Origin of the sequence: Massilia sp. CFBP9026 (genome assembly GCF_034045165.1) — a bacterium.
GTDB classification, from domain to species: Bacteria; Pseudomonadota; Gammaproteobacteria; order Burkholderiales; family Burkholderiaceae_D; genus Telluria; species Telluria arenae.
Map to the genome: position 1 here is coordinate 252,511 of NZ_JAXCWH010000008.1, position 21,403 is coordinate 273,913.

Consider the following 21,403-nt stretch of genomic DNA (forward strand, 5'->3'; position numbering starts at 1 on the left):
ATCATCAGAACAGCACATTCGCACTGAGCTGCACCATATTGGCGTCGAACTTGCCGGTGCCGAGTGCCTGCGAACCCGTGCGCGATTCGTAGGCGTAGCCGGCAATCACTTGTACCTTGGGCCGAACCTGCCATAGCGCCCGCAGGCTGGCGCTGCGGATCGCGTCGTTCAGGTCATCCAGGCCCGCAAACTCGTCGCGCGCCGTATAGTCGCGCTTTTCGTAGGATGCGCGGGCGTCCACCCGGATGCGGTCGGTCGCGAGCCAGGTGGCTTGCAGGCTCGCCCCCTTGTTCAGGGTCGTGCTGACGCGCACGCTTTCGATCGGCGCGAACTCGCGCCACAGCGAGGCGCCGTAGCTGATCTTGCCTTGCGGCTTGTACAGCCAGGTGACACGGCCATTGACGCCGCTGGTGCGCCCTTCGCCGTACGAAGGCTGGTCGCGCCGCGCATAGCCGACCAGGGCCTGCAGCGTCGTCGATCCGCTGGCGAGCCAGTCGACCCGCGCCTTGAGCTCGTCCTGGGTGAAATCGTCGGTGAGCACGCTGCTGTTGTAGGGCCGCCGGTAGGGATAGGTGCCCTTCACGCGGCGCGCGACGAGGCCCACCGTGCTGCCGCTTTTCGGCCGGTACTGGAGTTCGGCCTCATAGGTCTTTTCGGTGCGGTCGTTATAGCGCTGGGCCTCCAGCGCGTAGGTGTACTTGTCGCGCGCGCCGCTGGCGCGCAGCTTCCAGCTTGGATGCAGCTTCCAGCCGGCATCGACCAGCTGGCGCCGCTGCTCGCGCAGGTTGCGCTCGTCGCTGTCGAAGTCGGTGTATGGCGCCAGCGTCTTGATGTACAGCGCTTCGACACGGCCCTCATACCCCTTGCCGGCCTGCCAGAACCAGCTCGCCTGCAGGTCGCGGCCGTCGTAGTCGAGCTGGTCGAAATGGTCGAACTTGACCTTCGACACCTTGGCAGTGGCCGCGATGCGCTGGCGGCTGATGGTCTTGTCGAGCACGATGCCGGCATCGAGCGTGCGATAGGAATCGCTGCGCTGGCCGTCGAACGGTTGCTCATCGTCGGCGACACGCAGAATATTGTCGTCATAAGCCCAGCCGATACCGCCAAGCAGCCGCAGGCCGTCTTCTTGGCGCGCGTCGTTCGGCGCGGACAATGCTGGGAAAGAACATAACACCGTCGCCAGGGCCGCCACGGTTCGAAGCCGATGCGATGCAGGGTTGAAAGGCATGTCCTAAGTTTCCCGGTAGATGCTGCGCCGAAGGAATTACCAGAACTGCCAGCCTCCGGTATGCACCACCCAGACTCCCAGCAATCCATTGGTGATAGCGTGAGCCAGTATCGGCGACCACAGCTTGCGGTGCCGCATATACAACATCCCATAGGCGACGCCGGCCATGATGCCCGCCAGCCAAAGATGGTGTTCGAATCCGAACAACAGGCATGGAATCACGAAAGCCCTGAAGCCGATACGCGCCGGATCAAGCGACATGAAATCGGACTGCTCGACCCAGCGCATCAAGAAAGAGCGCCAGAACAGTTCTTCCATCACGGGGACGATCAGGGCGGCGCCGGCGATGCGGATCGACGCCAAGAGCCAGTCGATCTGGCCATGCGTGCGCGGGTCGTAGCCGGGCGCGCTGCCGATCGTCATCCAGGGAGCATCGAGATTGACCCACAAGACCAGCACCACGATGCCGACAGCGCTGGCGGCCAGCACCTGCCTGGGCGACAGCGCGAAGCGATGCAGCTCGTCATAAGCGCGCCAGAACGCAGCCAGGAGCGCCAGCACGGCGCCGACCTGGACCGGATACAGCCAGCGCAGCTCGGCGCGGCTGTAGCCGAAGCGCTCGAGCACGTCGCCAAGGACGATGAAGAAAATATAGGTGCCGAAAGGCAGGATCCGCACCCAGGCGGCGCGGTTGAGGAAGGGTTCGCCGGCCGCGAGCGCGGCCGGTGAAGGGACGGCATGTGAATCATCGTGTTCGCTCATCGATGCCGTCCCTTCAGTATTAAACCGCGCTTACTCGCCCCTGGCGCGCGCCTCGATACGTTCCCAGCGGTCGAGCGCGTCGAGCAGCAGGTCTTCGATCTCGGCAAAGCGCGCATTGATGCGTTTGGCGTCGGCCGGATTCGTCTTGTAGAAATCGGGCGCGTTCAATTGCTGGGTGATCGCGGACTGTTCGTCTTCGAGCGAAGCGATCAGCAGCGGCAATTCTTCGAGCTCACGCTGTTCCTTGTAGCTGAGCTTGACCTTCTTGGCCGCGCCCTGGGCCGGCGCTTCTTCCACCTTGGCGGCGCTGGCCTTGGCAGGGGTCGATGCCGGCGCCTGCACCGCCGGGGCCGCTGCCTTGACGCGCTCCCAGTCAGTATAGCCGCCAACAAATTCGCGCCACTTGCCGCCGCCCTCGGCCACGATGACCTGGGTCACGACATTGTCCAGGAAGGTACGGTCGTGGCTGACGAGGAAGACGGTGCCGGTGTATTCCTCCAGCAATTCTTCCAGCAGTTCGAGGGTGTCGATGTCGAGGTCGTTGGTCGGTTCATCGAGCACCAGGCAGTTGGCCGGCTTGGCGAACAGGCGCGCCAGCAGCAGGCGGTTGCGCTCGCCGCCCGAGAGCGACTTGACCGGCGAACGCGCCCGCTCCGGCGAGAACAGGAAATCGTTCAGGTAGGTCATCACGTGCTTGCGCTGGCCATTGATCTCGACCCAGTCGCTGCCGGGCGCGATGGTGTCGGCCAGGCTCGCCTCTTCGTTGAGCTGGGTGCGCATCTGGTCGAAATAGGCGACGTTCAGCTTGGTGCCGAGGCGCACGCTGCCGCTGTCGGCCGACTCTTCGCCCAGGATGATCTTGAGCAGGGTCGTCTTGCCGGCGCCGTTCGGCCCGATCAGGCCGACCTTGTCGCCGCGCATGAGGGTGCCGGTAAACCCGTCGACGATAACCTTGTCGCCGTAGCGCTTCGACACGCCTTCCAGGTCGGCGACGATCTTGCCCGAGCGCTCGCCGGTGGCCACGTCGAGCTTGATCTGGCCCTGCTGGTCGCGGCGCGCGGAGCGCTGCAGGCGCAGCGCTTCCAGGCGGCGCACGCGGCCTTCGTCGCGGGTGCGGCGTGCCTGCACGCCCTTGCGGATCCACACTTCTTCTTGCGCCAGGAATTTATCGAACTTGGCGTTCTCGACTTCCTCGTTGGCCAGCAGCTCGCGCTTGCGTTCCTGGTACGTCGTGAAATTGCCCGGGAACGAGAGCAGCTTGCCGCGGTCGAGTTCGATGATGCGGGTAGCGACGTTGTCCAGGAAGCTACGGTCGTGGGTGATGAACAGGATCGAGCCGCGGAATTCGCGCAGCAAGCTCTCCAGCCACTTGATCGAGGTAAAGTCCAGGTGGTTGGTCGGTTCGTCGAGCAGCAGCACGTCCGGCGCCGACACCAGGGCCACGGCCAGCGCCACGCGCTTTTGCATACCGCCGGACAAGGTGCCCATCTTGGCGTCACCGGACAGGTTCAGGCGGCCCAGCGTGGTCTCGACCTTGTTCGCCAGGTTCCAGCCGTCGGTGGCGTCCAGCTTGGTCTGCAGCACGTGCATGCGCTCCATCAGCGCATCGTCGTCGCCCTGGCCGAACTTGCCGGTGAGTTCTTCATATTCGGTCAGCATCGCCTGCTGGTCGCCCATGCCGAGCGCGACCACGTCGAACACGGTCATCTGCGGGTCGAACACCGGCTCCTGTTCCACATAGGCGATGCTCACGCCCTGCTGCATGACCAGGAGGCCGTCGTCGAGTTTCGAGCGGCCCGAGATGATTTTCAGGAGCGAGGATTTGCCGGTGCCGTTACGGCCGATGAGACCGACGCGTTCGCCGGTTTCCAGCGAAAAGTCTGCGTGGTCGAGCAGCGGGACATGGCCGAAGGCCAGTTGTGCGGAAGATAGGGAGATGACTGCCATGATCGGTGTGCGGCCCGCTGCCGGGCAAAAGCATGAGTTGATTGAATAAGGCGCACATTGTACCGACTGGACGCGCGCCCGACGTCAATTCTCAAATATTCTGGGGAAACTACTGGAAGGGTTATTAACAGGTAGATAAGAACTTGTTCGAATTTAAGCAGTCTTATGCATGATGAACAAGTTCGTTTCCATCTGCATGGCTGCGCAAGCCCTTGGCGTCTCGACCAGTACCTTGCGTCGGTGGGAAGCCAGCGGTCGTCTCACTCCTGCGCGAACAGAAGGAGGTCAGCGCCGGTATGACTTGTCTGCCTTGCGACCTGACGCTCGCAGCGGTGCTCAGGCGGTGCGTAAGACTGTCGCCTATGCTCGGGTGTCCAGTCATGATCAAAAGGCGGACCTGGAGCGGCAAAAACGGGTACTCGAATTGTACTGCGCCAGTCATGGATGGGCGTGCGATATGATTGCCGACCTTGGGTCTGGCATGAACTATCGCAAGAAGGGCCTGAAACGTTTGCTCGATGGGAGTGTCGAAGATGAGGTTGAGCGCCTGATCTTGACGCACAAGGACCGGCTGCTGCGTTTTGGCGCAGAGCTGATTTTTTCTCTGTGCCAGACAAGGCAGGTCGAAGTGGTCATCATCAACCAGGGCGAAGACACGAATTTCGAAGAAAAGCTGGCCAGCGACATGCTCGAGATCATCACCGTCTTCTCGGCCCGTCTCTATGGAAGCCGCAGTCTCCGCAACCAGAAGCTGATCGATGGCGTGCGTGCAGCAGTCAAGGAGTCGCAATGTACCTAGCCCATCGCATCCGACTCGATCCGAATAACGTCCAGGCGACGTACCTGGCGCGTGCGGCTGGCACTGCACGTTTCGCCTACAACTGGGCCTTGGTCGAATGGATGCGACAGTACGAGGCAAGCAAGGTCGACCCGGAGATGGACAAGCCAAATGAGGCGGCATTGCGGCGCCAGCTCAACACGATCAAGCGCAAACAATTCCCCTGGATGTTGGAAGTGACCAAGAACGCTCCGCAGATGGCGATCATGCAGTTGGGGCGAGCATTCGATAATTTCTTCAAAGGGCGTGCCCGCTATCCCACCTTTCGCCGCAAGGGCCGTGACGATCGATTTACATTAAGCAATGACCAGTTCTGGGTCGAGGAGAAGCGCATCCACATTCCAATACTGGGATGGGTCCGCATGCACGAATCCCTGCGTTTCTTTGGGCGCATCGTCTCGGCCTCGATCAGCCGAATTGCCGGTCACTGGTATGCGAGTATCACCGTTGACATCGAGGATCAACTTCAACCGCCTGCCGAAACCCAAGGCGCGGTGGGAGTCGACTTCGGTGTCTCGGCGCTGGCCACACTGTCGACCAGTGAAGTGTTTAACGGGCCGAAAGCGTTGCGCACACGGCTCGCCCAACTGCAACGCCTGTCACGCGAGGTTTCACGCAAAGTCAAAGGATCGCGCAATCGTGCAAAGGCGAAAGCCAAGCTTGCCCGGCTATACGCCAGGATTGCTGATATGAGGCGCAATAGCCTGCATCAGTTGAGCGCCTATATCACCGGCCATTTCCACACCATCGGTATCGAAGACCTGAACGTAAAGGGCATGCTCGCAAATCATTGCTTGGCCCGGGCGATCGCTGACATGGGATTTGGTGAACTGCGCCGCCAGCTGGAATACAAGGCTGCGCGGTGTGGCGGTCAGGTCGTCGTGGTGGATCGTTGGTATCCGAGCAGCAAGACGTGCTCGTGCTGTGGCTACCGGATGGATGTGCTCCCACTGACGGTGCGCCATTGGCGTTGTCCTGGCTGTGACGCACTGCACGACCGAGACGTCAACGCGGCAATCAACCTGAGAAATATGGCGGTGAGTTCCACCGCATCGGCCTGTGGAGGGGCAGGCACTGGCCTCGCGCGTCAAGTGCGAGGTGAAACCGGCCCCGGTGAAGCAGGAATTCAACAGCAAAGTTAACTATGAAGAGCTTTGCGTAAGTTTGAAGGAACGGAAATCGCATCCGCCACGTTCCGGTCCGGGAAGGCGCCCACGTCTTCCGCCACGATGGAATCCTGGGCGGTGTCGGCTTGTTTCTTCCTGCCGATCGCGCTTTCCTGGGCTTGCCGCGTACCCACCACGCGTACGGTGGTGGGGGCACTGGCGGGGCTATTTGTCGTCGCGTCCTGTTCCGTTTGCCCGGCCTGTTGTGCGTGCACCGGTACGCCGGTCGCAAGCGAAGCCAGGGCCATTGCAACCGCACCGGACAGACGCCGTGTACGGCAATGCATTGCTGTATGCCTGTTCATTCTCGTCTCCGTAATCTTTTTTATGGACCGCCAGATTACGACCCGCTAATGTACTAGTGCATGTCTTACGGAAAAGAATCACGGAGTTGATCGCGCCGAAAAGTCGATGAATTGTCGTCACCAGAAGGTGATTTCACCTCCAACTACCTGATTCGCATGACATCAACCCCGAGCGGGTAATCTCGCGCCGCCGATCACTTACATGCATTGAAGTATCTATACTGGTTCTTCCCTGGACTCATGATTGATGGCGATGACTAACCGATTCTCGACGCTGTACGCCCACCTGACCGGCCCGCTTTTGCTCGCGGCCCTGATGAGTTCCAGCCCTGCGATTGCGCAATCGCTCCCTGCCGGCTGCGAGATGGGTGAACTGGCCACGGTGCCACTCACGTTCACCGACGATCTGCGTCCCGTCATGCAGGCCAGTCTCAACGGCTCCCCCATCTCCGCCATGGTGAACATCGGCTCGTCGCAAACCATCGTCCTCAACAAAAAGACCCTGGATCGTCTCGACATCAAGGTACGTCACGTCACCAGTACCCAGTTCCAGGAAAGCAGGAACGTCACGACGACGTTCATCCCGCAAGGCGGTTTCGTGCCGTCTGGTCAATTCATCGTCAAGGAAGGCGTGACGACATTCGTCGATGATGCTTCTTTCGGCCGGACGAAGTTGACGGACAGCTGGTATATGGTCGAGGATTTTATGGACGACACGTTCGGCGCAAGGGTCGGCGCCGGCAATCTCCTGCTCACGGATCTAGAGGTCGCCCTGGATGAGGGCTATCTGAAACACTTCAACCCGCAAGGCTGCTTCAGGGAGCATCTCGCCTACTGGGACCCGGACGCCGTCGCCGTCCCCGTCCGGGTCGACCTGTGGAAACGCGATCCACGTCCGGTGTTCAGCGTGCTCATCAACGGCAAGGAAGTCTGGGCGCTATTGTCGACGGCGACGCCGCATTCCTACCTTCCGGCAAGCGCTGCGGAGCGGCTGGGATTGACACCCGCCGCATCCGGCGCGACCCGCGAGGAACCACTTCCCGGCCATGACCAGGACAAGCCGGTGTGGAGTGTCCCCGTGGGGCAGATGTCGATCGGCGGACTCGAGGTCAAGGATTTCAATCTGCGCCTGATGGACTTGCCGTATTCAGGCGCGATCCTGGTATTGGGCACCGACTTCCTGCATCGACACCGGACCTATATCGCGATGAGCCAGCGACAGGTGTACTTCTCCGCCGTCAAGAACCCAATCCTGAAACGCGGCTCGGTCGAAGTGATCTCGCAACCGGTGAAATAAGGCGCCGTCACTGAGCCGTCACTGAGCCGTCACTGAGCCGTGACCGTCACCGGCTCGGCCGTCGGAGCCACGCTCTGCCCGCGGCTGATGCTGTCGCCATCGTTGCGGCGCAGGCGCCAGAACACGGCCGAGGAGAGCAGGGTCAGCACCGCCAGGACGGCGAAGCCATGGTGCAGGGCCTGCGTCACCTGGCCCTGGTTGGTCTGCGATACGCCGCCCAGGAACCAGGCAGTGACGATCGACCCTGCGGCCAGGCCAAAGCTCATCGACAATTGCTGGAACGAGCTGGAGATCGTGCTGGCCATGCTGGTATCGGCCGGCTCGACGTCGGCATAGGCCAGCGTATTCATGCTCGAGAACTGCAGCGAGTTGAAGAAGCCCTGCATCAGGCCGATGCCGACGATCACCGCCAGCGGCGTGCCGGCATCCACCAGCGTGAACATCGCAATGGTCACGCCGATCATGATCGTGTTCACCAGCAGCACCCGGCGATAGCCGAAGCGCGCCAGCAAGCCGGGCGCGAACACCTTCATGCCCATTGCCGCCAGCGCCGCCGGCATCATCAGCAAGCCGGACTGCCAGGCCGGCAGGCCCAGCCCCAGCTGGTACAGCAGCGGCAGCAAGAAGGGCAGGCCGCCGACGCCGAGCCGGGTGACGAAGCCGCCCAGCACCGCGATGCGGAAGGTGCGCACCTTGAGCAGGGTCAGGCGCAGGAGCGGGAACTTGGTGCGGCAGGCATGCCAGGCATACGCGCCCAGCAGGCCGAGCGCCAGCAGGAACAGCAGGCCGGCCGTCATGCCGTCGAGCGTATGCTCGCCGAACACTTCCAGCACCCAGGACAGCAGGGCGGTGCCGCTGCTGAACAGGATCAGGCCGGGCACGTCGAGCGGACGCCGCTGTTCCGCGCGGTAGTCAGGCATATAGCGCCAGACAAAATACAGCGCAGCCAGTCCGACCGGGATATTGACGAAGAAGATCACGCGCCACGAGGTCCAGTGCACGATCAGGCCGCCGACCGTCGGCCCCAGCAGCGGTCCGATCAGGGCCGGGATGATGACGAAGTTCATCGCCCCCAGCAGCTCGTTCTTGGGGAAGGTGCGCACGATCGACAGGCGGCCGATCGGGATCATCATGGCCCCGCCCAATCCTTGCAGCAGCCGGGCGCCGGTCATCATGTGGGCGCTCACTGACAGCCCGCACAGCACCGATGCGAAGGTGAACACGGCAATGGCCGTGAAGAACACGCGCCGGGTACCGAAACGGTCGGCCATCCAGCCGCTCAAGGGAATGCCGACCGCGAGGCCGAGGATGTAGCTGGTGACGACCGATTTCAGGCTCAGCGGGGTGACGCCGAGGCTGGCGGCAATGCTGGGGATAGCGGTATTGACGATGGTCGCATCGAGCTGCTCCATGAACAGGGCGGTCGCGACGAGCCAGGGAAGGTAGCGCTTGAGGGTGGGCGAAGGGGTCAATCGGGCCTCGGCAAAACGGCAGGCGGCAGTGGCCGCCAGGGGCCCGATTGTGTCACAAACTGCAAGATGGCCGCGCCATGGACCGGCCGTTGCCGGCCCATGCGTGCATCAGGGACATCAGAAGCGGTAAGCCGCCTTGGCGATAAACCAGTTGGCGCCCGCGTTCGGGCTCTTGATGCTGGCGTTCGAGTAGTGCTGGTACTTCAGGCCGAAGTCCCACTTCTGGGTGGTGTAGCCGATGCCGATGTGGTCGCCGAACTGGAAGGCGGTCGACAGTTCCTTGTCTTCGTTCTTGTACAGGGTCGAGAACAGGTTGACGCCGATACCGATCTCGCCGTACAGGCCGAGCTTGTTGTCATTCTGGTAGCGGAACACCGGGGTGAAGCCGATCGCCGCCATATTCTTGTTCTGGCCGCGCACGTTTTCGTAGGAATTCAGGCGCCACAGGGCCAGGTTGCCCTCCCAGTAGCCCGACAGGTGACGGCCGTTGCCGGCGAACCAGCGCTTGTCCCAGTCGGACTGGACCGCGATGCGGTACATGCGCTGCTGCGGGTTGGTGCCGACTTCGAACGAAGCCGAATCGATGTAGCCGTTGCCGACGGTGGACTGGGCCGAGGCGAACGGAGCGAACAGCGCGGCGCAGCAAGCCGCCAGGGCGCCGATTTTCTTGGTAGTGAGCATGGTTATCCTTGGTAGGAAAAAAGCGTAATTCTTGTTTGATGCGCTATTGTACTAGCGAGAACAATAGCGTGCTGGCGGCCACGTAACCATGTGGCGAAGGTATCATAGACGCCCGCTGCAACCGACCCACATTAATAACAATGGCCGAACCAATCGAACCGACAGTCGCTCCCCTGTACCCGCTTGCCGCCCCCATGGCGCGCCAGCCCGAACCCGCAGTGCTGCCGCACGACCCGGTGGGCGAGCACATCGCCGCCCATCTCGGCAAGCCTGCCCTGTACTTCCACGAAACGCAGACGGACGGCGTCCAGGTCGACATCCACGTGATCGGGCCGACCGATTCCTATCCCTACGTGCGCCTGGTGACGTCGGGCATGAGCAAGCAGCCGATGAACGTGCCGGAAGGCGCGCCGGCCTATGCCGAGCTCATGATGGCCCTGCCGGCGAACTGGCAACTGGACGAGGCGGCGATGAAGGACGAGCGCTGGTACTGGCCGGTCGCCCTGCTGCGCCATCTGGCCCACTATCCGCATACGGAGCGTACCTGGATCGGCCTCGGCCACTCCTTGCCAAACGGGAACCCGGCCAAGCCGTATATCGCCAGCATCGGCTTCTGCGGCGCCATCGTATTGCCGCCGGCATCGAGCCCGGAACCGTTCCACTCGGTCACGGTCGACGGCAAGGACGTCTATTTCCATTGCGTCGTGCCGCTGTACAAGGAAGAGCTGAACCTGGCGCGCCGCCGCGGCTTCGCGGCACTGATCGACAAGTTCAACCAGTTCAACGTCACCGACGTGGTCGATCCGGCGCGCAAGAACACGGCCCGGAAGAAGTTCCTGGGCCTGTTCTAAGCCTCAGGCCACAGCCAGGCTCATCTCCGCCAGCCGCACCCAGTAGCTGGCGCCGATCGGCAGCAGATTGTCGTTGAAGTCATAGCTGGCATTGTGCAGCTGGCAAGGGCCGAGCCCATGGCCGCCGGCGCGGTGATCGCCGTCGCCATTGCCGAGGAAGACATAGCAGCCCGGCTTGGCCTGCAGCATGAAGGCGAAGTCCTCGGCGCCCATGGTCGGTTCCACATTGGCATCGACCTGGGCCGGGCCCGCCACCGCGCGCATCGCCTCGATCGCGAACGCGGTCTGTTCCGGATGGTTCACCAGCGGCGGGTAATTGCGCTTGAAACCGAAGTCGATGCTGGCGCCAAAGCCAGCCGCGATGCCGTTCGCCATCTCCTGCATGCGGCGCTCGATCAGGTCGAGCACTTCGGTGGTGAAGGTGCGCACCGTGCCGACCAGTTCGGCTTCATCGGGGATGATATTGGTGGCGCTGCCGGCATGGATTTGCGTGATCGACAGCACCGCGGTGTGCAGTGGATTTTTCTCGCGCGAGACGATGGTCTGCCAGGCTTGCGCGATCTGCACCGCCACCATGATCGGATCGATGCCGCGATGCGGCTGCGCCGCGTGCGCGCCCTTGCCGCGCACGGTTACGCGGAACTCATTACTCGAGGCCATCATCGGGCCGGAGACGACGCCGAAATGCCCTTCCGGGATACCTGGCCAATTGTGCATGCCATACACGGCGTCCATCGGGAAGCGCTCGAACAGGCCGTCCTCGATCATGCGCTTCGCGCCGCCGCCGCCTTCCTCGGCCGGCTGGAAGATCAGGTACACGGTGCCGTCGAAGTTGCGGTGCTGCGCCAGGTAGTGGGCGGCGCCGAGCAGCATCGCGGTATGGCCGTCATGGCCGCAGGCGTGCATCTTGCCCGCGTGGGTCGACGCATGCGCGAAGCCGTTCAATTCCTGCATCGGCAGCGCGTCCATGTCGGCGCGCAGGCCGATCGCACGTTCCGACGTGCCGTTCTTGATGATGCCGACCACGCCGGTCACGCCCAGGCCGCGTACCACGGGGATGCCCCACGCGCTCAGGCGTTCGGCGACGATTTCGGCGGTGCGGTGTTCTTCGTAGCACAGCTCCGGGTGGGCATGCAGGTCACGTCGGATGGCCTGGATCTCTGCTTGAGACGCCAGGATAGGTTCCACTAGTTTCATCGTGTTCTCCTCGCTGTTTGCGAATGTGTCACCACGCTGTCCAGCCTTTGCATGGCATCGTTTTAACTATTGTAGCGTGCCTCAAACAGACTTGACAGAGGAGGGCGCGAAGCCCGCTGGAATCGTATAAAGTATTGGATTCACGCAGTTTTTTCACCATAGCCTCATAAGAAAATGACCATTACCCACGTCCGTGCGACCTGCCCCCACGATTGTCCCGACACCTGCGCCATCCTCGTCAAAGTCGAAGACGGCGTCGCGACGGAAGTGAAGGGCGATCCGGAGCATCCGACCACGGCCGGGGTGTTGTGCACCAAGGTGTCGCGCTATGCCGACCGCACCTATCACCCGGACCGCGTGCTGTATCCGATGCGCCGCGTGGGCCGCAAGGGAGAAGGAAAATTCGAACGCATCAGTTGGGACGAAGCCCTCGACACCATCGCAGCACGTCTGAAAGACATCGGCGCGCGCGACCCGCAAGCCATCCTGCCCTATAGCTACTGCGGCACCATGGGCCTGGTGCAGGGCGAATCGATGTCGCTGCGCTTCTTCAATAAACTGGGCGCCTCGCTGCTCGATCGCACCATCTGCGCCACCGCCGGCGCCACCGGTTATCGCTATACCATCGGCAGTTCGATCGGCACCGACCTGGAGGAGTTCCAGGACGCCAAGCTGATCCTGATCTGGGGCGGCAACCCGATCGCTTCCAATCTGCATTTCTGGATGCGCGCGCAAGAGGCAAAGCGCCGTGGCGCGACCTTGATCGCGATCGATCCCTATCGTTCGCTGACGGCCGAGAAGTGCCATCAGCACATCGCCCTGTTGCCAGGCACCGATGCCGCGCTGGCGCTGGGCATGATGCACGTCTTGATCAAGGAAGACCTGCTCGACCACGACTATATCGCGCAATACACGCTGGGCTTCGAGCCCCTGAAGGCGCGCGCCCTGGAATGGACGCCCGAGCGCACCGCGGAAACCTGCGGCATCACGGTCGACGAAGTGCTCAACCTGGCGCGCCTGTACGGACAGACCGCGAAGCGCGGCGAAGCGGCCGCGATCCGTGTCAACTATGGCATCCAGCGCGTGCGCGGCGGCGGCATGGCGGTGCGCAACATCACCTGCCTGCCGGCGCTGGTGGGCGCCTGGCGCCTGCCGGCCGGCGGTATCCAGCTGTCGACCTCGGCGTCGTTCCCGGTCAACCGCCCGGCCTTGCAGCGCCCGGATCTGCTGGCCGGCCGCACGCCGCGCACGATCAATATGACCACCATCGGCGACGACCTGCTCAGGCAAGCGTCGCCCGAATTCGGCCCGAAGATCGAGGCCGTCATCGTCTACAACGCCAATCCGCTGGCGATCGCGCCCGATTCGCGCAAGGTGCAGCAGGGCTTCGAGCGCGAAGACCTGTTTACCGTGGTGCTTGAGCACTTTCATACCGATAGCGCCGACTATGCCGACATCCTGCTGCCGGCCACCACCCAGCTCGAGCACGTCGATGCGCACCTGGCCTATGGCCACTTGTACATGATGGCGAATAATGCCGCCATCGCACCCGTCGGCGAATCGAAGCCGAACACCGAGTTCTTCCGCCTGCTGGCGGCGCGCATGGGTTACGACGACCCGTGCTTCCAGGAGAGCGACGACGAGATCGCGGCCCAGGCCTTCAACAAGAGCGATGCGCGCGCGATCCACTTCGACTGGGATTCGCTCAAGCGCAGCGGCTGGAAAAAGCTGAACATGCCGGCCGCGCCGTTCGCCGAGGGCGGTTTTACGACCCCGTCCGGCAAGTGCGAGTTCTTTTCTGAGAGCATGCTGGCCGATGGGCTCGATCCGGTGCCCACTTATATTCCGCCTTACGAGTCTGTTGCTTCCAACCCTGTATTGGCCGAAAAATACCCACTCGCGATGATTTCTCCGCCGGCGCGGAACTTCCTCAACTCCACGTTTGTCAATGTAAAGAGCCTGCGCGCAACTGAGGGCGAACCGCACCTCGACATCCACCCCAACGATGCTGCCGCACGCGGCCTCGCCCACGGTGACATGGCGCGTATTTTTAACGACCGCGGTTCGTTCATCGCCCGCGCACGCGTGACCGACAAGGCGCGTGCTGGATTGGTGGTGGGCTTGTCAGTCTGGTGGAAGAAACTCGCCAGCGACGGCAAGAACGCCAATGAAGTCACCAGCCAGCGTTTGACCGACATGGGCCGGGCGCCCACTTTCTACGACACCCTTGTGCAGGTCGAAAGAGCTGCACCCTTGACGCGAGATGAAACCATCTAGATTTTCCCAGGCCTTCAAGCCAGTCATGGTCGCAGCAGCCGCGGCCCTCATGTTGTCAAGCTGCTCATCCCTCTCTTACTACACCCAGGCCGCGCAAGGCCAGCTGCAATTGCTGACCAATGCGCGCCCGATCGACGACTGGATCGCCGATAGCAATACCAACGTCAAGCTGCGCCATCGCCTCGAATCGGCGCGCCAGATCCGCCGCTTCGCCATCCAGGAAATGAAGCTGCCCGACAACGGCAGCTATACCAACTACACCAATCTCGGCCGGCCCTACGTGTTGTGGAACGTGGTCGCCACGCCCGAGCTGTCGCTCAAGCCCATCCAGTGGTGCTTCCCGGTGGCCGGCTGCGTGAGCTATCGCGGCTACTACAGCAAGGCCGAGGCCCAGGCGTATGCCAGGCAACTGCGCGCGCAGGGCAACGACGTCGAGGTCGGCGGCGTGAGCGCCTACTCGACCCTGGGCTGGTTCAGCGATCCCCTGATGTCGACCTTCATCAATTATCCGGACGCCGAGCTGGCGCGCCTGATTTTCCACGAGCTGGCGCACCAGGTGGTCTATGTGGCGGGCGATTCGCAGTTCAACGAATCCTTCGCCAGCGCGGTGGAGCAGGCTGGCGTGGAAGCCTGGCTCGAGCGCTTCGGCAATCCCCAGATGAGCGAAGCCTACGAGCGCTATAAAACCCGCAAGAGCGACTTCCTGGCGCTGCTGCTGCGCTATCGCGGCGAGCTCGAGCGTACGTACAAAAGTATGGAACCCGACGGCGTCAAGCGCGCCGCCAAGGCGCGCCTGTTCCTGGCGCTGCAGGACGACTACCAGGTGCTCAAGGCGAACTGGGGCGGCTATGCGGGTTACGACCGCTTCTTCGCCGAGCCACTGTCGAACGCCCATCTGGCCTCGGTGGCGACCTATAACGATTTCGTGCCGGCGTTTCGCGTTTTGCTGCGCCGCGAGAAGACGTGGCGCGGCTTCTACAAGGCCGTCAACCAGCTGGCCAAGCTCGACAAGGAAGAGCGTCATCGCGTGCTCAAACGCCTTGGCGGAACGACCACGCCGGGCACGCTGGTGGTGCAGCGCACCATGGGAGCGTCGCCGTAGAGGACCGGTTCCAATCGCGGTAAAACCGCTTGCGCACAGGGGCGCTGCCCGATAGCATCACATCAGCGATGGCAAACCTATAAGCCACGTGCGCAGGCGCGCCCGGCAAACACCTCAGGCCGCCCGATCAGAACGATAAAAATCGAGACAGAGGTGAGCGATGGACAAAATTTGGCTGCAGTCGTATCCCCCGGGCGTGCCTGCGGAGATTGATCCGGATCAATACCGCTCCTTGGTGCACTTGCTCGAAGAATCCTTCAGCAAGTTCGCGGACCGCAAAGCCTATGTGTGCATGGACAAGTTCCTCACCTACGGCGAACTCGATGCGTATTCGAAGCGGCTGGCCGCCTGGCTGCAGAGCCGTGGCCTGGCCCCCGGCGCGCGGGTGGCGATCATGATGCCGAACGTGCTGCAGTATCCGATCGCGCTGGCCGCCGTGCTGCGCGCAGGCTACACCGTCGTCAATGTCAATCCGTTGTACACCGCGCGCGAACTCGAACACCAGCTCACCGATTCGGGCAGCGAAGCGATCATCGTGCTGGAAAACTTCGCCCACACCGTGCAGAAGGTGATGGGCAAGACGCCCGTGCGCCATGTGGTGGTGGCCAGCATGGGCGAGATGCTGGGCGGCGTGAAGGGCATGCTGGTCAACTTCGTGGTCCGCAACGTCAAGAAGATGGTGCCCGAGTTCTCGCTGCCGAATATGGTCACGTTCAAGGACGCGCTGGCCCAGGGCGAGCGCATGCCGTTCAAGCCGGCCGAGCTCAAGATCGACGACGTCGCCTTCCTGCAGTACACGGGCGGCACCACCGGCGTCTCGAAAGGCGCCACGCTCAGCCACCGCAACGTGATCGCCAACGTGCTGCAGAGCGAGGCCTGGTCGCAACCGGCGCTGGGCGAGGCCGGCGGCGAGCAGGTCACGATCGTGTGCGCGCTGCCGCTGTACCACATCTTCGCGCTCACCGCGTGCGCGATGTGGGGCATGCGCATGGGCGCGCTGAACGTCCTGATCGTCAATCCGCGCGACATCCCGGCCTTCGTCAAGGAACTGGCAAAATACCGCTTCAACATGCTGCCGGCGGTGAACACGCTGTATAACGCGCTGGCCAACAATCCCGATTTCGCCCACCTCGATTTCTCGGCGCTGCGGGTGTGCAACGGCGGCGGCATGGCGGTGCAAAAGCCCGTGGCCGACAAGTGGCGCCAGATCACCGGCGTGGCCATCATCGAAGGCTACGGCCTGTCCGAGACTTCGCCGGTGGCCACCTGCAACCGCGCCGACGGCACCGACTTCACCGGCACCATCGGCCTGCCGGTGCCGTCGACCGACATCGCGATCATCGACGACGAAGGCCGCCACCTGGCGCCAGGCGAGATCGGCGAGATCGCCATCCGCGGCCCGCAGGTGATGACCGGCTACTGGAACCGTCCGGACGAAACCGCGAAGGTGATGACCGCCGACGGCTTCTTCCGCTCGGGCGACATCGGCATCATGGACGCTGCCGGTTTCGTGAAGATCGTCGACCGCAAGAAGGACATGATCCTGGTCTCGGGCTTCAACGTCTATCCGAACGAGCTCGAAGGCGTGATCGCCGGCCATGCGGGCGTGCTCGAATGCGCCGTGGTCGGGGTGCCGGACGAGCATTCGGGCGAGGCGGTCAAGGTATTCGTGGTAAAGAAAGACCCTGGCCTCACGGCCGAACAGCTGATGGGCTACTGCAAGGAGCAGTTCACCGGCTACAAGCGACCGAAGTACATCGAATTCCGCGACGAGCTGCCGAAGACCAACGTCGGCAAGATCCTGAGGCGGGCGCTGAGGGACGAGAAAAAGCAGCCGGAGACGGTGGCATAAGCATTGTGACGGGACTTACCCGGCGAAAGCCGCCCCGTCGGGCGGCTTTCGCGTTTTATTGGAACCAACAAGGAAGGCAGGACAGATGGACAAATTTTGGCTCTCGTCGTATGAGAACGGCGTGGCGACGGAAATCGATCCGACCCAGTACCGCTCGCTGACGCATTTGCTGGAGGAGGCGTTTCGCAAGTACGCCGACCGCAAGGCCTATGCCTGCATGGGCAAGTCCATCACGTTTGCCGAACTCGATGCGATGTCGCAGCGGATGGCGGCCTGGCTGCAGGCGCGCGGCCTTCAAGCCGGCGCCCGCGTGGCGATCATGCTGCCGAACGTGCTGCAGTATCCGGTGGCGCTGGCCGCCGTGCTGCGCGCCGGCTACGTGGTCGTCAACGTCAACCCGCTGTACACGCCGCGCGAGCTGCAGCACCAGCTGGTCGACTCGGGCGCCGAGGCGATCGTGGTGCTCGAGAACTTCGCCCACACGGTCGAGCAGGTGGTGCGCCAGACGAAGGTCAAGCACATCGTCCTGGCGACCATGGGCGACCTCTTGGGCGGCCTGAAAGGCACGCTGGTCAACCTGGTGGTGCGCAAGGTCAAGAAGATGGTGCCGGCCTATTCGCTGCCGGACGCGATCGGCTTCAACAAGGTGCTGGCCGACGGCCGCCGCGAGACGCTCAAGCCGGTGACCATCGGCCACGACGACATCGCCTTCCTGCAGTACACGGGCGGCACCACCGGTGTGTCGAAGGGCGCGGTGCTGCTGCACCGCCACGTGATCGCCAACGTGCTGCAGAACGAAGCCTGGTTCGCCCCGACCCTCGGCAAGCTGAAGGCCGGCGAACAGCCGCAGTTCGCCTGCGCGCTGCCGCTGTACCACATCTATGCGCTCACGGTCTGCGCGCTGCTGGGCCTGCGCATCGGCGGCATGAACCTGCTGATCCCGAACCCGCGCGACATCAAGGGCTTCATCAAGGAGCTGGGCGGATACCGCATCAACATCTTCCCGGCCGTGAACACGCTGTACAACGGCCTGCTCAACAACGACGATTTCGCCAAACTCGATTTCTCGGGCCTGATGGTATGCCCGGGCGGCGGCATGGCGGTGCAGAAGACGGTGGCCGACAAATGGCTCAAGACCACCGGCATCCCGATCGTCGAGGGTTACGGCCTGTCGGAGACCTCGCCGGTGGTGAGCGCCAACCGCTGCGACATCACCGATTTCACCGGCACCATCGGCCTGCCGCTGCCGTCGACCGAGCTGCGCATCCTGGACGACGCGGGCAACGAAGTCCCGTTCGGCACGGCCGGCGAGATCGCCGTGCGCGGCCCCCAGGTGATGGCCGGCTACTGGCAGCGCGACGACGAGACGGCCAAGGTCATGACCGCCGACGGCTTCTTCAAGACCGGCGACATCGGCGTCATGGACGCGCAAGGCTATACCCGCATCGTCGACCGCAAGAAGGACATGATCCTGGTCTCGGGCTTCAACGTCTATCCGAACGAGGTGGAGGGCGTGGTGGCCGCGCACCCGGGCGTGCTGGAAGTGGCGTGCGTGGGCGTGCCCGACCAGAACTCGGGCGAGGCCGTCAAGCTGTATGTGGTGAGGAAGGACGCCGATCTGACCACTGAACAGATCAAGGAGTTCTGCAAGGAACAGCTGACCGGCTACAAACGGCCCAAGTTCATCGAATTCCGCGAGACCCTGCCGAAGACAAACGTCGGCAAGATCCTGCGGCGCGAACTGCGCGACGAGAAGAAGACCGCTTGACCGGCTTGCGCGTCAATTTGATCGTTTAACTTAGTACAGCCACGTCGTTCCCGCGCAGGCGGGAACCTAAGTTTGCCAGCGTTATCGATACGCACGCAGTACTTGGGTTCCCGCCTTCGCGGGAACGACGTTTTTACGTCAACAATAACGGAAGCGAGCGGGTTATCAGCGGTGCGCTACCAGCGACTCGAGCGGCGGCAGCTGGCGCGGCTTGCGGTCAGGGCCGGTGGCGACATAGGTCAGCGTCGCCTCGGTCACCTTGACCACCTCGGCCGCCAGGCGATTGCGCTCTGCGTAGACCTCGACGAAGACGGTGACCGAGGTGTTGCCGACCTTGGTGATGTCGGCATAGAACGATAGCAGGTCGCCCACGAACACCGGGTTCTTGAACAGGAATGAGTTGACGGCGATGGTCGCCACGCGGCCATTGGCGCGGCGGGTGGCGGGCAGCGAGCCGGCCAGGTCGACCTGGGCCATGATCCAGCCGCCGAACACGTCGCCGTACACATTGGCGTCGGACGGGGCGGGCATGACGCGCAGTTCGGGCATTTTTCCTGCTGGCAGACGTACCGCGGTCGGGACGGTGGCAGGAGCGGTCGGGGTGTTTTCGGGCGTGGTCATCGTGAATTCTCGGTAAAAGCTACAATCGACCCGAATTGAACCATAAATCCAGAAGCCCCGTCATGCGCCGCAACTCCGCTCCACTTCCTCCCGACACCACCGGTGTGCCCCGCAACGACTGGGGCACCCTCAAAACCCTGTTTCCCTACCTGTGGGTCTACAAGTGGCGGGTGATGGCCGCCATGGCCGCGCTGGTCGGCGCCAAGATGGCCAACGTCGGCGTGCCGCTGGTGCTCAAGAAGATCATCGACGGCCTGGCGATCGACCCGGCGCACCCGCATGCGCTGCTGGTGCTTCCGCTCGGCCTGCTGGTCGGCTACGGCCTGCTGCGGCTGTCGATGACGGTCTTCACCGAGCTGCGCGAGTTTTTGTTCGCGCGCGTGACCCAGCGCGCGGTGCGCACCATCGCGCTCAAGGTGTTCCGCCACCTGCATGCGCTGTCGCTGCGCTTCCACCTGAACCGCCAGACCGGCGGCATGACGCGCGACATCGAGCGCGGCACGCGCGGCGTCAATTCGCTGATCTCGTATTCGCTGTTTAACATCTTGCCGACCCTGGTAGAGATCACGCTGGTGCTGGTCTACCTGGTGTTCAACTACGATATCTGGTTCACCATCATCACGGCGGTGGCGCTGGCGTCCTACATCACCTTCACGGTGGTCGTGACCGAGTGGCGCACCCACTTCCGGCGCACGATGAACGAGCTGGAGTCAAAAGCGTCGACAAAGGCGATCGACTCGCTGCTCAACTACGAGACGGTCAAGTACTTCGGCAACGAAGACTACGAGGCGCGGCGCTACGACGAAGGCCTCAAGAACTACGAGAACGCCGGTGTGCGTTCGCAGACCTCGCTGTCCTTCCTCAACACCGGCCAGTCGCTGATCATCGCGACCGCCGTCACCTTGATCCTGTGGCGCGCGACCGAGGGCGTCATCGCCGGCACCATGAGCCTGGGCGACCTGGTGCTGGTCAATACCTTCATGATCCAGCTCTACCTGCCGCTCAACTTCCTGGGCGTGATCTACCGCGAGATCAAGCAAAGCCTGGCCGATATGGAACGCCTGTTTGGCCTCCTGGACCAGAACCGCGAAGTGGCCGACAGTCCCAAGGCCCAGCCGCTGGCGACGAAAGGCGCCGAGGTCGCGTTCTCGCACGTCGAGTTCAGCTACGAGACCAAGCGGCAGATCCTGTTCGACGTCGACTTCACGATTCCCGCCGGGACCACGACCGCGGTGGTGGGGCATAGCGGCTCGGGTAAGTCGACCCTGTCGCGACTGCTGTTCCGCTTCTACGACGTCAACGGCGGCGCGATCCGCATCGACGGCCAGGACCTGCGCGACATCACCCAGGAATCGCTGCGCGCCGCGATCGGCATCGTGCCGCAGGACACGGTGCTGTTCAACGACACGATCGAATACAACATCGCCTACGGCCGGCCCGGCGCCAGCCGCGAGGACATCGTGGCGGCCGCGCGCGCGGCCTCGATCCACGACTTCATCGAGAGCCTGCCGGACGGTTACGGGAGCATGGTGGGCGAACGCGGCCTGAAACTGTCGGGCGGAGAGAAGCAGCGGGTGGCGATCGCGCGCACCTTGTTGAAAGATCCGGCGATCCTGATCTTCGACGAGGCCACGTCGGCGCTCGATTCGCGCGCGGAGCAGGCGATCCAGGCCGAACTGAAGGAAATCGCCAAGAACCGCACGACCCTGGTGATCGCACACCGCCTGTCGACGATCGCCGATGCGCAGCAGATCATCGTGCTCGACCACGGCAGGATCGTCGAGCGCGGCACGCATTATTCGCTGCTGGCGGCGCAGGGCCTGTATGCGCAGATGTGGGAACGGCAGCTGGCGCGGCCGGATGAGGATGTGGCGTCGCCGCCGCTGGAGGTGGAAGCACTGCGCGTGCAGCAGGATTAGCACCACCTGCCTTGGAACGTCGTTCCCGCGCAGGCGGGAACCCAAGCCCTTCGCTTATCGCAAAAGCATGCAGTAGTGGTCCGCACGCACACTTGGGTTCCCGCCTCCGCGGGAACGACG

At 63.0% G+C, this 21,403-nt stretch carries 17 protein-coding genes; 9 read left to right on the forward strand and 8 right to left on the reverse strand.

Features of this window, described 5'->3' with window-relative positions; genetic code table 11:
- Nucleotides 1–4: 4 nt before the first annotated feature.
- From epsL to SOM28_RS20325, 3 genes are all read right to left on the reverse strand, one after another.
- Nucleotides 5–1,153, reverse strand: a complete 1,149-nt coding sequence (gene epsL / locus SOM28_RS20315) for an XrtB/PEP-CTERM-associated polysaccharide biosynthesis outer membrane protein EpsL (RefSeq protein ID WP_320469238.1) — start codon at nucleotides 1,151–1,153, stop codon at nucleotides 5–7.
- Nucleotides 1,154–1,264: 111 nt separating this feature from the next.
- Nucleotides 1,265–1,990 carry a CAAX prenyl protease-related protein gene (locus tag SOM28_RS20320; RefSeq protein WP_320469239.1) on the reverse strand — a complete coding sequence of 242 codons (726 nt, stop codon included), beginning with the start codon at nucleotides 1,988–1,990 and terminating at the stop codon, nucleotides 1,265–1,267.
- A gap of 30 nt (nucleotides 1,991–2,020) precedes the next feature.
- On the reverse strand, nucleotides 2,021–3,937 hold the full coding sequence (locus SOM28_RS20325) for an ATP-binding cassette domain-containing protein (protein ID WP_320469240.1): 1,917 nt from the start codon (nucleotides 3,935–3,937) through the stop codon (nucleotides 2,021–2,023).
- 172 nt (nucleotides 3,938–4,109) lie between these two features.
- On the opposite strand from SOM28_RS20325, the gene SOM28_RS20330 reads away from it, so the two are divergent.
- A complete protein-coding gene (locus tag SOM28_RS20330; protein ID WP_320469263.1) occupies nucleotides 4,110–4,736 on the forward strand; it encodes an IS607 family transposase in 627 nt (208 codons plus the stop codon).
- Entirely contained in the window at nucleotides 4,727–5,917 is a 1,191-nt protein-coding gene (locus SOM28_RS20335; protein WP_320469241.1) for an RNA-guided endonuclease InsQ/TnpB family protein, read from the forward strand. The genes SOM28_RS20330 and SOM28_RS20335 overlap by 10 nt, the downstream gene beginning before the upstream one ends.
- On the opposite strand, the gene SOM28_RS20340 is transcribed toward SOM28_RS20335, so the two are convergent.
- On the reverse strand, nucleotides 5,914–6,246 hold the full coding sequence (locus SOM28_RS20340; RefSeq protein WP_320469242.1) for a hypothetical protein: 333 nt from the start codon (nucleotides 6,244–6,246) through the stop codon (nucleotides 5,914–5,916). The two genes, SOM28_RS20335 and SOM28_RS20340, sit on opposite strands and share 4 nt — an antisense overlap.
- Before the next feature lie 247 nt (nucleotides 6,247–6,493).
- Between SOM28_RS20340 and SOM28_RS20345 the strand changes: the two genes are divergently transcribed.
- Nucleotides 6,494–7,543 carry a retropepsin-like aspartic protease gene (locus SOM28_RS20345; protein WP_320469243.1) on the forward strand — a complete coding sequence of 350 codons (1,050 nt, stop codon included), beginning with the start codon at nucleotides 6,494–6,496 and terminating at the stop codon, nucleotides 7,541–7,543.
- Between the two features lie 29 nt (nucleotides 7,544–7,572).
- On the opposite strand, the gene SOM28_RS20350 is transcribed toward SOM28_RS20345, so the two are convergent.
- Together SOM28_RS20350 and SOM28_RS20355 are read right to left on the reverse strand one after the other, a co-directional pair.
- Nucleotides 7,573–9,015 (reverse strand): DHA2 family efflux MFS transporter permease subunit, encoded by a 1,443-nt coding sequence (locus tag SOM28_RS20350; protein WP_123069893.1) that lies wholly within the window; start codon nucleotides 9,013–9,015, stop codon nucleotides 7,573–7,575.
- 117 nt (nucleotides 9,016–9,132) lie between these two features.
- A complete protein-coding gene (locus tag SOM28_RS20355; protein ID WP_123069894.1) occupies nucleotides 9,133–9,696 on the reverse strand; it encodes an acyloxyacyl hydrolase in 564 nt (187 codons plus the stop codon).
- A gap of 140 nt (nucleotides 9,697–9,836) precedes the next feature.
- On the opposite strand from SOM28_RS20355, the gene SOM28_RS20360 reads away from it, so the two are divergent.
- Nucleotides 9,837–10,547 carry a suppressor of fused domain protein gene (locus tag SOM28_RS20360; RefSeq protein WP_229414962.1) on the forward strand — a complete coding sequence of 237 codons (711 nt, stop codon included), beginning with the start codon at nucleotides 9,837–9,839 and terminating at the stop codon, nucleotides 10,545–10,547.
- A gap of 3 nt (nucleotides 10,548–10,550) precedes the next feature.
- Here SOM28_RS20360 and SOM28_RS20365 read toward each other — a convergent pair whose 3' ends face one another.
- On the reverse strand, nucleotides 10,551–11,744 hold the full coding sequence (locus tag SOM28_RS20365; RefSeq protein WP_320469244.1) for a M20 aminoacylase family protein: 1,194 nt from the start codon (nucleotides 11,742–11,744) through the stop codon (nucleotides 10,551–10,553).
- A gap of 174 nt (nucleotides 11,745–11,918) precedes the next feature.
- On the opposite strand from SOM28_RS20365, the gene SOM28_RS20370 reads away from it, so the two are divergent.
- From SOM28_RS20370 to SOM28_RS20385, 4 genes are all read left to right on the forward strand, one after another.
- Nucleotides 11,919–14,021, forward strand: coding sequence for a molybdopterin-containing oxidoreductase family protein (locus tag SOM28_RS20370; RefSeq protein ID WP_320469245.1), 2,103 nt, complete (start codon nucleotides 11,919–11,921; stop codon nucleotides 14,019–14,021).
- 25 nt (nucleotides 14,022–14,046) lie between these two features.
- On the forward strand, nucleotides 14,047–15,123 hold the full coding sequence (locus SOM28_RS20375; protein ID WP_147935765.1) for an aminopeptidase: 1,077 nt from the start codon (nucleotides 14,047–14,049) through the stop codon (nucleotides 15,121–15,123).
- Between the two features lie 160 nt (nucleotides 15,124–15,283).
- Nucleotides 15,284–16,975: a long-chain-fatty-acid--CoA ligase gene (locus SOM28_RS20380; protein ID WP_320469246.1), complete on the forward strand. Its 1,692-nt coding sequence runs from the start codon at nucleotides 15,284–15,286 to the stop codon at nucleotides 16,973–16,975.
- An 85-nt stretch (nucleotides 16,976–17,060) separates the two neighbouring features.
- A complete protein-coding gene (locus SOM28_RS20385) occupies nucleotides 17,061–18,743 on the forward strand; it encodes a long-chain-fatty-acid--CoA ligase (protein WP_320469247.1) in 1,683 nt (560 codons plus the stop codon).
- A gap of 165 nt (nucleotides 18,744–18,908) precedes the next feature.
- Here SOM28_RS20385 and SOM28_RS20390 read toward each other — a convergent pair whose 3' ends face one another.
- Nucleotides 18,909–19,364 carry an acyl-CoA thioesterase gene (locus tag SOM28_RS20390; protein WP_123071184.1) on the reverse strand — a complete coding sequence of 152 codons (456 nt, stop codon included), beginning with the start codon at nucleotides 19,362–19,364 and terminating at the stop codon, nucleotides 18,909–18,911.
- Nucleotides 19,365–19,426: 62 nt separating this feature from the next.
- Here SOM28_RS20390 and SOM28_RS20395 point away from each other — a divergent pair, with 62 nt between their 5' ends.
- Nucleotides 19,427–21,283 carry an ABCB family ABC transporter ATP-binding protein/permease gene (locus tag SOM28_RS20395; protein WP_320469248.1) on the forward strand — a complete coding sequence of 619 codons (1,857 nt, stop codon included), beginning with the start codon at nucleotides 19,427–19,429 and terminating at the stop codon, nucleotides 21,281–21,283.
- Nucleotides 21,284–21,403: the final 120 nt, after the last annotated feature.